At 63.0% G+C, this 12580-nt stretch carries 13 protein-coding genes; 9 read left to right on the top strand and 4 right to left on the bottom strand.

All coding sequences use genetic code 11. The annotated features are described in order from the left end of the window. Positions 1-287: 287 nt before the first annotated feature. Together AB3X86_RS26965 and AB3X86_RS26970 are read left to right on the top strand one after the other, a co-directional pair. Entirely contained in the window at positions 288-1283 is a 996-nt protein-coding gene (locus tag AB3X86_RS26965) for an alpha/beta fold hydrolase (protein ID WP_368598362.1), read from the top strand. Between the two features lie 374 nt (positions 1284-1657). Next, the gene (locus tag AB3X86_RS26970) at positions 1658-1984 is read left to right on the top strand and encodes a hypothetical protein (protein WP_368598363.1); all 327 of its coding nucleotides are present in this window, start codon (positions 1658-1660) and stop codon (positions 1982-1984) included. An 83-nt stretch (positions 1985-2067) separates the two neighbouring features. On the opposite strand, the gene AB3X86_RS26975 is transcribed toward AB3X86_RS26970, so the two are convergent. After that, on the bottom strand, positions 2068-2349 hold the full coding sequence (locus tag AB3X86_RS26975) for a XapX domain-containing protein (RefSeq protein ID WP_176126488.1): 282 nt from the start codon (positions 2347-2349) through the stop codon (positions 2068-2070). 285 nt (positions 2350-2634) lie between these two features. On the opposite strand from AB3X86_RS26975, the gene AB3X86_RS26980 reads away from it, so the two are divergent. From AB3X86_RS26980 to AB3X86_RS27010, 7 genes are all read left to right on the top strand, one after another. Beyond that, entirely contained in the window at positions 2635-3321 is a 687-nt protein-coding gene (locus tag AB3X86_RS26980; protein ID WP_368598364.1) for a hydrolase, read from the top strand. A 166-nt stretch (positions 3322-3487) separates the two neighbouring features. Beyond that, complete coding sequence (locus AB3X86_RS26985; RefSeq protein WP_013092658.1) at positions 3488-3655, top strand: DUF1427 family protein; 168 nt, start codon at positions 3488-3490, stop codon at positions 3653-3655. A 28-nt stretch (positions 3656-3683) separates the two neighbouring features. Further along, positions 3684-5570, top strand: coding sequence for an amidohydrolase (locus AB3X86_RS26990; RefSeq protein ID WP_368598365.1), 1887 nt, complete (start codon positions 3684-3686; stop codon positions 5568-5570). Between the two features lies 1 nt (position 5571). Continuing rightward, positions 5572-6018, top strand: coding sequence for a DoxX family protein (locus AB3X86_RS26995; protein WP_368598366.1), 447 nt, complete (start codon positions 5572-5574; stop codon positions 6016-6018). A 40-nt stretch (positions 6019-6058) separates the two neighbouring features. Further along, complete coding sequence (locus tag AB3X86_RS27000) at positions 6059-6973, top strand: glyoxalase (RefSeq protein ID WP_368598367.1); 915 nt, start codon at positions 6059-6061, stop codon at positions 6971-6973. Then, a complete protein-coding gene (locus AB3X86_RS27005; RefSeq protein WP_368598368.1) occupies positions 6970-7665 on the top strand; it encodes a YoaK family protein in 696 nt (231 codons plus the stop codon). The genes AB3X86_RS27000 and AB3X86_RS27005 overlap by 4 nt, the downstream gene beginning before the upstream one ends. Before the next feature lie 80 nt (positions 7666-7745). Next, positions 7746-9260, top strand: a complete 1515-nt coding sequence (locus AB3X86_RS27010) for an alginate export family protein (RefSeq protein ID WP_368598369.1) — start codon at positions 7746-7748, stop codon at positions 9258-9260. A 117-nt stretch (positions 9261-9377) separates the two neighbouring features. On the opposite strand, the gene AB3X86_RS27015 is transcribed toward AB3X86_RS27010, so the two are convergent. From AB3X86_RS27015 to AB3X86_RS27025, 3 genes are all read right to left on the bottom strand, one after another. Further along, positions 9378-10808, bottom strand: a complete 1431-nt coding sequence (locus AB3X86_RS27015) for a winged helix-turn-helix domain-containing protein (RefSeq protein ID WP_368598370.1) — start codon at positions 10806-10808, stop codon at positions 9378-9380. A 69-nt stretch (positions 10809-10877) separates the two neighbouring features. After that, on the bottom strand, positions 10878-11894 hold the full coding sequence (locus tag AB3X86_RS27020) for an alpha/beta hydrolase (RefSeq protein ID WP_368598371.1): 1017 nt from the start codon (positions 11892-11894) through the stop codon (positions 10878-10880). Between the two features lie 270 nt (positions 11895-12164). After that, complete coding sequence (locus AB3X86_RS27025; RefSeq protein WP_368598372.1) at positions 12165-12323, bottom strand: hypothetical protein; 159 nt, start codon at positions 12321-12323, stop codon at positions 12165-12167. Between the last annotated feature and the right edge of the window lie 257 nt (positions 12324-12580).

Genomic DNA, 12580 nt, shown 5'->3' on the forward strand with positions numbered 1-12580 from the left:
ACATGCCGCATATCCGTTCGATCGATCTTGGGGACGTGCGTAAGCGCGAAGACGGCGCCGAATCGTAGCGCAAAGCTTTTAGGTCTCTCTGGGCGCAAAAGGAATGACGGCTTCATTTCAGGACTTTTCAGTTTGCGCCAAGGACTTCGGCCGCTTGCGTTATTAGAGTGCCAGCCGGCATGTGGCGCTATTCAGCGAGTTCTCGCTCGTCGCCGCATCGCTGTCCAACTCAACACGCAAGGTCGTCGCCACGCCCGCGCGCGGCGATGCAACGACGGAGATCCAGCATGAACACGCAGCAAATCGATTCGACCAGACCTTCGGCATCGCGCCGCAAGCTGCTTTCGGCAGGTGCGGGCATGGCCGGCGCCGTGGCCGCCATGTCGAGCCTGTCCGCGAATGCAGCGGCGTCCGTGACGGGCGGCTCGGTGCATACGCACGGCACCTCGCATCATCACGGCGGCAACTACGTGAGCGCGAAGGACGGCACGCAAATCTTCTTCAAGGACTGGGGCACCGGCGTGCCGGTCGTCTTCTCGCACGGCTGGCCGCTCTCGGCTGACGCGTGGGACGCGCAGATGCTCTTCCTCGTGAACCAGGGCTACCGGGTGATCGCGCACGACCGTCGCGGCCATGGCCGCTCGGGCCAGCCGTCCGAGGGCAACGACATGAACACCTACGCCGACGATCTCGCCGCTGTGCTCGACGCGCTCGACGTGAAGGGCGCGATGCTCGTGGGCCATTCCACGGGCGGAGGCGAGGTCGCGCATTACATCGGCCGCCATGGCGAAAAGCGCGTGGCGAAGGCCGTGCTGATCGGCGCAGTGCCGCCGCAAATGGTCAAGTCCGCGAACAATCCGAACGGTCTGCCGATGTCGGTGTTCGACAACATCCGCGCCGGCGTGGCGGCGAACCGCTCGCAGTTCTATCTGGACCTAACCACACCGTTCTACGGCTTCAACCGCCCCGACGCAAAAGTCTCGCAGGGCCTCGTGCAGGACTTCTGGCGCCAGGGCATGGCCGGTTCGATCAAAGGCCAGTACGAGTGCATCAAGCAGTTCTCTGAAGTCGACTACACCGACGACCTCAAGAAGATCAGTGTGCCCACTCTGATTCTGCACGGCGACGACGACCAGATCGTGCCGATCGACGATTCGGCGAAGCTCTCGGCGAAGATCGTCAGGAACGCGACGCTCAAGGTCTACAAAGGCGCGCCGCACGGCATGTGCAGCACGCACGTCGATCAGGTCAATACCGACCTGCTCGAGTTCCTCAAGTCCTGAGGCGCCACGACGAGATCTGCGTGACACGCTTGCGAGGCAACGCGCGTCCGTTCGGAACTGTTCGGCCTGTCACAAGGACCATCAGCCGCGCGCCGCCTAAGCTCGATGCCAATCGCGGCCACCATGCTCCGCCGTGCGGCGGGGCATGCGTGAGTTCGCCCCGCTGCGGTTCACGCGCGCACTGCCGCGCGCGACCCTGTCCGGCATACGCCGGCACGCGCACGGCTTGGCATGGCGCAGTGACGTGCCTGCGTCGGACCTGAACGGTTTGCTTGGGGCGCTCCCGGCTGTAGTCGCTTCGCGTTTTGAACGAACGCGAAACAGGCCTTTTGCGCCTGGCGCCCGGTTTTGAGTGGCTTCGAAAAGGGAATGAAATGGGTTTGAAACTGCAAGGCTCGCACCCGCATAGCCTCGAGATCACGCGTCTGGCTGCCGCCGTTCGCGCGAACGCGGACGATGCGCGTGTCTGGCGCTGGTACGCCGACCTCATGGAAGACGGGCGCGTGAGTTGCACGCGTACGCGCAAGGGATGGCTGATTACTGTAGACGGTCGCTGCACGGTGGAAGACGAGTCGTTCGATTGCGCCGTGCGTCGAGCGGAGCAGACATGGAGTGACATCGCGCAGTCTCAGGTCAAGCTGCTCCGCCGCGGCAACACCACTGTGAAGACGATCGACTCGAGTTTGCCGCAGCTTAGGTGAAGCGGCGAGGTGACTTGAGGGATCGGGCGAGGTAACCCAGGGGTTCTCTCGGGCATTCGAGGCCGATGCCCGAGAGATGCCGATCAGAATGAGGATGACTGCGGGTCCTTTGCAGCTGCGTTGGAGCCGTGAGCACCCGGCAGCGAGCCGAACATATGCTGGCTGCATTTCGCCTCGCGCCATGCGGCACCCAACCTGGAACCGGACAGTACTCTGCGCGCGAGCGGAAGTATCTGCTCACCGGCAAGCATGCCTAGCAGGCCCATCAGCGCAATGGTGGGCGGCGCCGGCGACTGCACGCCGATCACACCGTAGACGACCCCGGCAAGGATGCCGGCCAACATGGAAAAGATATACGGTTTCATAGTGCGAGTCTCATTAAAGACCTGTCCCATTACAGGATTTACCCAGCGAATTCGTGAAAAGACTACCGGCTACTCTGCATTAAGAAAATCCCAATTAAGCGTTTTTAAGATTAATCATTTGAGAAATAAAATTTAATCCATTTTTAGTTGTTGCTGTCCGGTCTTCGCGTGTCAAATCACCGCAGCTGGATGCCGAATCGCCCAGCGCCAACGCACATCGGACGCCCACCGGCCATGCCGGCACGGCGACTCCCTCCTCTTTCCGGTTCAAAGGAAATACCCGTCATGAACAATTCGAAGCTCGAAGTACTCACTCCGCAGAACAGCCAACTGATCGTCATCGATCACCAACCGCAAATGGCGTTCGGCGTGCAGTCGATCGACCGCCAGGTGTTGAAGAACAACGTCGTCGGTCTGGCCAAGGCGGCCAAGGTGTTCGACATTCCGACCACGATCACTACGGTCGAGTCGCAAAGCTTTTCGGGTTACACGTATCCGGAACTGCTCGACGTGTTCCCCGAGCACAAGGTGCTCGAACGTACGTCGATGAATTCGTGGGACGACCAGAAGGTGCGCGACGCGCTCGCGGCGAATCGCCGCAAGAAGGTAGTCGTGGCGGGTCTGTGGACCGAGGTCTGCAACACCACATTCGCGCTGTGCGCGATGCTCGAAGGCGACTACGAGATCTACATGGTGGCCGATGCATCGGGCGGCACGTCGAAAGACGCGCACGATTTCGCGATGCAGCGCATGGTCCAGGCGGGCGCCGTGCCCGTCACGTGGCAGCAGGTCCTGCTCGAATGGCAGCGCGACTGGGCCCACCGCGCGACCTACGACGCTGTGATGGCGATCGCGAAGGAACACTCGGGCGCGTACGGCATGGGCGTCGACTACGCCTACACGATGGTCCACAAGGCAGCACAGCGCACGGCTACGCCGCACGAGGTGCTGCCGGCTGTACCGGCACGCTGATCGCCTCGTCGCGATCGCCGAAACCGGGGCGATGCGCTCCGCGTGAAGGCGGCGGCAGCGCATGCGATCTACCAATCTCTGCGCTGCAGTGCATCTCCCGCGAGGTACTCGGGTTGAACCGCGAGGTCTCGCATCAGCATTCCAACCTCACAGAGAGACTGATCGAATGGAATCTTATCTGCTGTCCCTCGCTGCAGGGATGCTGATAGGCGTGATCTACAGCGTGATCAAGGTCCGCTCACCCGCGCCTCCGCTCGTTGCCCTCATCGGCCTGCTTGGCATGTTGATCGGCGCGCAGGCCGTGCCATCCCTGAGGCAGTTGTTGGGCTTTTAATCGAACTGATAGAAACGAGGAAACGCAAATGGGCGCAACCGCTACCCATCCCGATCTGATTTTGCATAACGGACGGTTCACGACACTGGATCGTTCGAACCCGGTCGCCAGTGCCGTGGCGATTGCCGACGGCCGCTTCGTCGCGGTCGGCAGCGAGGCGGAGGTCATGCCGCTCGCGGGCCGCGCGACCAAAGTTATCGATCTCGGTGGCCGGCCGGTGCTGCCTGGCCTGATCGACAATCACCTGCATCTGATCCGCGGCGGTCTGAACTACAACATGGAGCTGCGCTGGGACGGCGTGCGTTCGCTCGCCGTTGCGATGGAGATGCTCAAGCAGCAGGTTGCGGTCACGCCCGCGCCGCAATGGGTGCGCGTGGTCGGCGGCTTCACCGAGCACCAATTCGAAGAGAAGCGGCTGCCGACGCTCGACGAGCTGAATGCCGTCGCGCCCGATACGCCCGTGTTCATCCTGCATCTGTACGACCGGGCGCTGCTCAATGCCGCCGCATTGCGCGTCGTCGGCTATACGAAGGACACGCCGGAGCCGCCGGGCGGCACGATCATGCGCGACAGCGCGGGCAACCCCACCGGGCTGCTGCTGGCGAACCCCAATGCGTCGATCCTCTACGCGACACTCGCGAAAGGCCCGAAGCTGCCGCTGGAGTATCAATACAATTCGACGCGCCATTTCATGCGCGAACTCAACCGCCTTGGCGTGACCGGCGCGATCGATGCCGGCGGCGGCTCGCAGAACTATCCGGACGACTACGAAGTCATCCGCAAGCTCCATGATGCCGGCGAAATGACGGTGCGCATCGCGTACAACCTGTTCACGCAAAAGCCGCAGGCCGAAAAGGAAGACTTCGTGAACTGGACCGGCTCGGTCAAGTATCACGATGGTTCGGACTACTTCCGCCACAACGGCGCGGGTGAAATGCTGGTGTTTTCGGCGGCCGACTTCGAGGACTTCCGCGTGGCGCGCCCGGAACTGCCGCCCGGAATGGAAGGCGAACTCGAAGGCGTGGTGCGGATACTCGCACAGAACCGCTGGCCGTGGCGCCTGCATGCGACCTACGACGAAACCATCAGCCGTGCGCTCGATGTGTTCGAGAAGGTCAACAAGGACATTCCGCTCGACGGCATCAACTGGTTCTTCGACCACGCGGAAACCGTTTCGGAGCGTTCGATGGATCGCATTGCAGCGCTCGGTGGCGGCATCGCGGTTCAGCATCGGATGGCCTACCAGGGCGAGTATTTCGTCGAGCGCTACGGCGCGCAAGCGGCGCAAGCCACCCCGCCCGTCGCGAGAATGCTGGAGAAGGGCCTCAAGGTTTCGGCTGGCACCGATGCGACGCGCGTCGCGTCGTACAACCCGTGGGTGTCGCTCGCATGGCTCGTGAGCGGCAAGACGGTTGGCGGTCTGCGGATGTATCCGCAACGTAACCTGCTCGATCGCCATACGGCGCTGCGCATGTGGACCGAGTACGTGACTTGGTTCTCGAACGAAGAGGGCAAGAAGGGGCGCATCGTGGCCGGGCAGCTCGCCGACCTGATGGTTCCCGACCGTGACTTCTTCTCGTGCGCGGAGGACGACATTGCCGGTACCACCGCGTTGCTCACGGTGGTCGGCGGAAAGATCGTCTGGGGTGCGGGCCCGTTCTCGCAACACGATCGGCCGATCCCGCCTGCCATGCCTGACTGGTCGCCGGTGCGCCAATACGGCGGCTATGGCGGCTGGGGCGCGACGCAGCGCGACGGCGCTCCGCTCGCAGGTGCCGCCGCCGCGATGTGCGCCTGCGCGAGCGCCTGCGGTTTGCACGGCCATGCGCACGCGAGCGCGTGGGCCAGTGCATTGCCGACTTCGGATGCAAAGGGCTTCTGGGGCGCATTCGGCTGTTCCTGCTGGGCGATCTGACATGACGATATGGAACGGCCGCGGCAACCCCGCATGGGTTCGCGCGGTGCTATCGCAGGCTTGGGTTGGGCCGCTCGTGCGTCTTGCGCTCGTGTCCGCCTACCTTATCGGCGGTATCAGCAAAGCGCTGAACTTCGAGGGCGCGATTGCAGAGCAGGCGCATTTCGGCCTGCACCCGGCCGCCCTGTGGGCCGCTCTCGCGGTGGCGGTCGAGATCGTCGGCTCGCTGTGCGTGGTATTGCGCCGCTTCACGTGGATCGGCGCAGGCGGCCTCGGCATGCTGACCGTCGTTGCGATGCTGGTTGCCAACGACTTCTGGAACCATGCCGGCGTCGAGCGCTTCATCGCGCTCAACAGTTTTTTCGAGCATCTGGGACTGATCGCAGGGCTCGTGCTCGCGACCCTGCTCGACGATACGCAGCGTCCGGCCGGCGAGAGCCGCGCCTGACCGATTGATCAGTACGATGAAATATCAAGGAAATTCCGCTATGAAAGCCATTCGCACTGCCTTAGTTGCCCTGATGATCGCGGGCGGTCTCGTTGCCGCGCCCGTTGCTTTAGCGAAGCCGCCGGTGATGCCGATGGAATCGCCGTCGGTCGCCGTTGGTCCGCAGTACGACACGACGCACGTGTACGTGGCACCAGAGGACTTCGACCGCTTCACCGACAGCTTCGTGGCGACGTTTGGCGGCAGCAAGTCGAAGCAGGGCGTGTTCCAGGTCACGCCGACACCGAGCCAGACGATGTCGCAGCTCGTCTTTACCCCGGCAGGCACGATCTCCGTGTTCGGCTTCAAGACGCCCATGCCGTATCCGTTCGGCGCGGAGCGCACGGGCTACCTCGTGACGGACATGGACGCGGCGGTGAAGTCGGCGCGCGCACTCGGTGCGGATGTGATCGTCGATACGTTCCCCGACCCGATCGGCCGCGATGCGATCATCACGTGGCCGGGTGGCGCCAACATGCAGCTGTACTGGCACACCCAGGCTCCGCATTACGACAACCTGCAAACCATTCCCGACAATCGGGTCTACGTGTCGCCGCAAAGCGTGCACAAGCTGGTCCACGATTTCGTCAAGTTCTCGCACGGCAAGGTGGTGTCCGATGATCTGAAGGCGCCGGGTGTCGAGATCGGCAGACCTGCAGACACTTATCGCCGCATTCGTATCGAATCGCCGTTCGGCAAGATGACCGTGCTCGTGACGGACGGTCATCTGCCTTACCCGTTCGGGCGCGAAATGACCGGCTACGAAGTATCGAATCTGGCCGATACGCTTCAGAAGGCGAAGGCCGCTGGCGTCAATGTGCTGGTGCCGCCGTTCACCTCGGCCGGCCGTGATGCCGCGCTCGTGCAGTTCCCGGGCGGCTATATCGCCGAAATTCACACGGTCGCGGCGCAATGAAGTCCGAGGACTCGATCCTTGCCGCGATCGCTGGCTTCGTCGACACGCTGAGCTTCGTTGCACTGTTCGGTTTGTTCACCGCGCACGTGACGGGCAACTTCGTATTGATAGGCGCCGGCATCGCCGGCTCCGGGCAGGGCGTTCTGCTCAAGCTGATCGTGTTCCCCGCGTTTATCGGCGGGGTCGTTCTCAGCAGCCTGCTCGTGCGTCGGCTCCCGCAGGGGCAGGCACGTCAGGGCGCACGCCTGCTCTATGCGGTGCAGGCCGTGCTGATATTCGGGTTTTGCCTCGCCGGCGTATGGGCGACGCCGATCAACCAGCCAGATAGCCTGCCTGTCATCCTGGCGGGCGTCGTGGGGGCGTTCGCGATGGGTGTGCAGAATGCGCATCCGCGCCTGGTCCAACGCCCTGGTGTGCCCAACACCGTCATGACGGGCAATGTCACGCAAGCCGTTCTGGATGTGATCGACATGCTGTCGCCGGGCACGCCCGACAGCGTGCGCACCGCGGCGCGCACGCGCTTCGGCTCGATGATGCCGGCCATCGTCGCGTTCGCAGTCGGCGCGGTGGCCGGGGCACTAGGGGTGGTCTACATGGGCTTCTGGGCGCTGCTTGCGCCGGCGTGTGCCCTCGTCGGGCTCGCGGCGACCACGGGAGAACATGAGCGCGCGATTGCACCGGGGCACTCATGAATCCAGGTGGTGCAGTGAATCATCCTGCGCAGAGTGGGACGGGCCAACACAAACATAAGCCGACAAAGGCAAGGAAATCCATGGTATCGAGTACGATGCGCGCGCGCCGATGCGCGCAGGCCGCGCGCTTGACGGCCATCGCCGGGCTGCTGCTGGCGGGCGCCGACGCGGGGTTCGCGCGAACGGCTGCGCAACCGGTTGCAGATGCGAGCCTCGCGGCTGACCCGGTTGGCGCGACCGCAGGCACGGCAGTGAACGACGCCGCATCGAGCGACGCGTGTAACGTCAAACGTCCTGCCGTGATGTTCAACCGCTGGCAGGAGGACTGGTCGGTGCTTTCGAACCCCTGCGTTCCGCGCAAGCCGCTCGACAGCCTCAAGTACATTCCGCTCGGCGGCGACCCCGCGTCATATCTGTCGCTTGGTGCGAACCTGCGTGAGCGTATCGAAACCAATGACGCCCCGCTGTTCGGTGTCGGCTCTGCGCAGTCGGATACCTATCTGCTTCAGCGCATCGAAGTGCATGCCGACGCACATCTCGCCGAGCACTGGCAGTTTTTCGTCCAACTTGAGGATGCGCGAGCATTTGGCAAAAACGTGGTCACGCCGGTGGACAAGAATCCGCTCGATCTCGAGCAGGCATTCGCGGCATACACTGGAGCGGTCGGCGGCGGTACGTTCAAGTTTCGCGTTGGCCGCCAGGAAATGGCATTCGACTTGCAGCGTTTCATTGCCGTACGCGATGGCCCGAACGTACGACAGGCCTTCGATGCCATCTGGGCAGACTACGAATACCAGAAGTGGCGCTTTATCGCCTACGCAACGCAGCCCGTGCAGTACCGCAACGCGACCGTGTTCGACGATGTATCGAACCGCAATCTCACTTTCAGCGGCGTGCGTTTCGAGCGGCAATCCGTCGGGCCGGGTGACATGTCCGGGTACTGGTCCCGCTATAACAACGCCAATGCGCGATACCTCGACGCTCAGGGTTCTGAGCACCGCGACGTCTGGGACCTGCACTATTTCGGCACGCGTGGCGGCGTCGATTGGGATGCGGAGGCGATGCTGCAGACGGGAACGGTCGGCAATAGTACGGTTCTCGCGTGGGCGGTTGGCTCGCTCGCAGGTTACAAATTCGACATGCCGTGGACGCCGCGCGTCGCACTGCAGATCGACGCGGCGTCCGGCGACCGGCACCCGCATGATGGTCGGCTCGAGACCTTCAATCCGCTGTTTCCGAACGGCTATTACTTCACGCTGGCGGGCTATACCGGCTACGCGAACCTGATCCATATCAAACCGTCGATTACGCTCAAGCCTTCGGCCAGTCTCACGCTGCTTGGCGCGTTGGGCTTCCAGTGGCGCGAGACGACCGGCGACGCCGTATACCAGCAGCCGAATCAGCCTGTGCCGGGCACGGCGGGAAAAGGCAGCCTGTGGACAGGTATGTACGTGCAATTGCGCGCGGACTGGACGATTGCGGCGAACCTGGTAGGTTCGGTCGAAGCCGTGCACTTCCAGGTGGGAGACTCGATTCGTAAGGCGGGCGGCCGCAATGCCGATTACGCGGGCGTCGAACTCAAGTACGGGTGGTAGGACTTGCCACCTATCGCCGATCCCGGCGGCGTCAGGAGCGTTGCCGGGACCGCGCCATGTGTCTACGTCGCTCGGGCTTCGACTCCGGCTGGCCCGATGGACGAACGGGCTCGTTGTTCAGGCGCTCAAGGCTAACAACTCGCCGGGAAAGCTTACATCGCCTTCGAGAGGCTTTTGAACTGCCCTGCTGGCGGCGTGCTCATTCGACGCGCACTGGAATTTCTCTGCGACGTACGTCCGGGTGCATTCGAACAGGCTGTACATCGCCTCTGGCCCGTCGATACAGACATTGACAAGCGACTTCGAGACAAGCTCATCGATGTTTTCAATCAAGCTGCCTGTCGTCACTGCCATATCGTTGACGACTCCACGCAGCGAATCGAAGCTAAATGGTCCGACGAACCGGCAAAGTTGAACGAGCAGGGACTGGGCCGAGTCGCTCAACAGGTCGAAGCTGACATCGAAGGCCGCCCGTAGACAGCGATGCCGCGCCGTCGCAGTGCGGTATCCCCCGGATAGGAACGACAGTCCATCGCTCAGCAGGCGCTGCACGCCTTCGACGCCCAACAATTCCGCCCTGCCGGCGGCCAACTCGATTGCGAGTGGAATACCATCCAGGCGCTGACAAATGTTTGCGATGCTCGCTATCTCGCCGATGCTAGGGACAAACCTCGGATGCATCTGCTGCGCACGGTGGACAAAGAGCTGGACAGCCGGGCTGTCCAACATCTCGTCGCAACGGTCCGTAAGTTTAGGAACGCCAAGCGGGTTCACCCGGAAAACCGTCTCGTTGCGAATCTTCAGCGGCTCCCGGCTCGTCACCAGCAACTGGATATTCAGGCTTGCCGCCAACAATGCTTCCACGATTTGTGCAACCACTGAGATGACGTGCTCCGCACCATCGAGTATCAACAACCACGGCGCATTCGACAGCGCTGCGCCCAGACGCTCGGAACAGACGACGTCCTCCGGCATGTCGATACCGCAACCGTACGCGATCGCACTCAGCACCTCGTCGATCGTGGCTGCGGATGAAAGATCGACAAAGGCCACCGTCGCCGGGCATGACGGCGCTATCCGATAGGCGAGTTCAAGTGCAAGACTCGATTTTCCGACACCACCTGCTCCCGTCAAGGTAAGCACCTGGGAGTCGACCAATGCCTCGGCTGTCTTGGCCACCGCCACGTCTCTCCCGACGAGATTCCCGACACGGCGCGGGAGGGGCCGCGGACTGGCGGCAGTACGGAGTTTCGGCTGTACGTCCCGAGACGGGGCCAACCGGTAGCCACGGCGCGCGACCGTGACTATGAGGTCCCGGTCATCGCCCAGCGCCTTGCGCAGCGCAGAGATGTTGACGTCGATATTACAGTCTTCGACGACGGTGCCGGGCCAGACCGTCTGCATCAGCTCGGACCTCGACACCACTCGACCGTTTGCCGAGGCGAGCGTCGCCAGCAAGTCGAAGGCGCGCGAGCCCAGTCGCAGGTCCTGGCCATCGCGCCGCAAACATCGCGCGTTCATGTCGAGTTCGATCCGGCCGATTTTCATAAGGTCGCCTCCAGCAAGGGAAATAGACACGCGTGTCTTCCCCAGCGGTGAGTGTTGAAGTTTTGTCGGCTACCGACGGAGTGCGCGCTTTATAACGCTGCTGGCGTGTCTGAACGCAGCGTCTGTCGGGCAGGTGTCAGCCAACCCGTCGAAAACCATGAAGTCATGAATCGTGCCGATATAACGAGCGGCGTTCACTCTGACGCCTGCGCGCATGAGCTTGCGGGCATATTCTTCGGCGTCGTCTCGCGTAATGTCGTTCTCTGCCGTGATGACGAGTGCGGCGGGCAGGTCTTCGAGTTCGGCGGGTTTCGACTTTATCGGCATCGCCGCCGCGAGTGACCGCGCTCTCTCAGGAAACTGTGACTCGATGAAGCGCTCCAGCGCCCTGGCCGTCATACCGGGCCCCGTCGCAAACTGACGATATGACTGCGTGGTGGCGTCTGCCGACAGGATGGGGCAAAACAGCACTTGCAGGCGCAGACTCGGGCCATGCCGGTCTCTCGCCCATCGCGCCACGACTGCAGCGATGTTTCCGCCTGCACCATCGCCGGCCACCGCGATCGCGCGACCATCGAGCTGCAGCACTTCGGCATGTGCAACGACGTATTGCAGCGCGGCGTATGCCTCTTCGTTCTGTGTCGGGAACAGCGCCTGAGGCGCGGGCGAACAACGAACGAAGACAACCGCCACCTCTGCTTCAGCCGAAAGGCGTGAGACGAGCCTGCGGTGGGTTGCGAAGCTCGCCATGCGCCAGCCGCCGCCCGGATAGTAGAGCACGACCGGCAGTAAGCCCGGCGCGCCGGCCGGTCGCACGATGTGCACGTCAATGGCGCCCGTCGGTCCGGTCTTGAAGGTCAGCGCTTCGGTGGTGACGGCATATTCGTCTGCGCAACTGTCGTCACGGTCGGCGCGGCCGGGGAACGATGGCTCTTGGGCGAGCAGCGAATCCGGATGCATGCCGGCTTCGGAGACCAGATCGAGAAACTGCTGCGTGTCGGGGTCCAGGACCGGGTGGGACGACCACGGCGTCGCGAGACGCGGTGACGCGGAATCGACGGTACTTGCAGGTTGAACGTGGTCCATAAAACCCGACGTAGGAGAGTTGAGCGGTTGAGCGGTTGGCAGGGACTCCCGCTCGCGCCACACACAGTGCCGAGCGCGCCTGCTGAGTCTGAAACGATGCCGAGTCCCGATAACCGCTATTGTCCAGGCGATGGGGCCGGACCGTTCAGTTAAAGTTTGCTAAGAAGCGTTAGCCGCAGGTGCAAACTCGGCAGCGCGCCCGCATCAGGCGCCGCCGCGAGCCACACCAGCGCAAGCAGCACGCCACTGCACGCTTGAGCGCGCACCCGCTCATGAAAGACGCTGCCCCTGCAACGCCGGAATGCCCGCGTAGAGCGCCGAGAGCCATTCGATGAACACCTTCAGTTTGGGCGGCATATGGCGAGTGGGCGGAGACACCACGGAAACCGGCCGCTGCGGCGTGTTGAAGTCGGCCAGCACTTCCAGCAACCGGCCGGCGCCTTCGATCTGGTTGCGGATCGGCGTCGGAAGGCCTCATGGTTTGGCGAGGCGGGTCCGGTCACCCCGTATTCGCGGCCGCCGAGCACTGGCGCGGATGAAGGGCAACACTTGTCAGATCGGAAGGCTAGAAGAGGCGCCTGCCCTCCGGAAGCCAGACGCCACGCAACCCCACGTTGCAGAAATCGCAATGAAATGACGGTCTCGGGCGGTGTGTGCGCGTGCCGGAAAGCCGAGTAGCCGTACAC

It is taken from the genome of Paraburkholderia sp. BR14374 (assembly GCF_040948685.1).
GTDB lineage: Bacteria > Pseudomonadota > Gammaproteobacteria > Burkholderiales > Burkholderiaceae > Paraburkholderia > Paraburkholderia youngii.

Excerpts from the sequence above, each read along its gene's own strand:
- AB3X86_RS26965 (WP_368598362.1), top strand. The coding sequence starts at position 288 with ATGAACACGCAGCAAATCGATTCGACCAGACCTTCGGCATCGCGCCGC.
- AB3X86_RS26970 (WP_368598363.1), top strand. The coding sequence starts at position 1,658 with ATGGGTTTGAAACTGCAAGGCTCGCACCCGCATAGCCTCGAGATCACG.
- AB3X86_RS26975 (WP_176126488.1), bottom strand. The coding sequence starts at position 2,349 with ATGAAACCGTATATCTTTTCCATGTTGGCCGGCATCCTTGCCGGGGTC.
- AB3X86_RS26980 (WP_368598364.1), top strand. The coding sequence starts at position 2,635 with ATGAACAATTCGAAGCTCGAAGTACTCACTCCGCAGAACAGCCAACTG.
- AB3X86_RS26985 (WP_013092658.1), top strand. The coding sequence starts at position 3,488 with ATGGAATCTTATCTGCTGTCCCTCGCTGCAGGGATGCTGATAGGCGTG.
- AB3X86_RS26990 (WP_368598365.1), top strand. The coding sequence starts at position 3,684 with ATGGGCGCAACCGCTACCCATCCCGATCTGATTTTGCATAACGGACGG.
- AB3X86_RS26995 (WP_368598366.1), top strand. The coding sequence starts at position 5,572 with ATGACGATATGGAACGGCCGCGGCAACCCCGCATGGGTTCGCGCGGTG.
- AB3X86_RS27000 (WP_368598367.1), top strand. The coding sequence starts at position 6,059 with ATGAAAGCCATTCGCACTGCCTTAGTTGCCCTGATGATCGCGGGCGGT.
- AB3X86_RS27005 (WP_368598368.1), top strand. The coding sequence starts at position 6,970 with ATGAAGTCCGAGGACTCGATCCTTGCCGCGATCGCTGGCTTCGTCGAC.
- AB3X86_RS27010 (WP_368598369.1), top strand. The coding sequence starts at position 7,746 with ATGGTATCGAGTACGATGCGCGCGCGCCGATGCGCGCAGGCCGCGCGC.
- AB3X86_RS27015 (WP_368598370.1), bottom strand. The coding sequence starts at position 10,808 with ATGAAAATCGGCCGGATCGAACTCGACATGAACGCGCGATGTTTGCGG.
- AB3X86_RS27020 (WP_368598371.1), bottom strand. The coding sequence starts at position 11,894 with ATGGACCACGTTCAACCTGCAAGTACCGTCGATTCCGCGTCACCGCGT.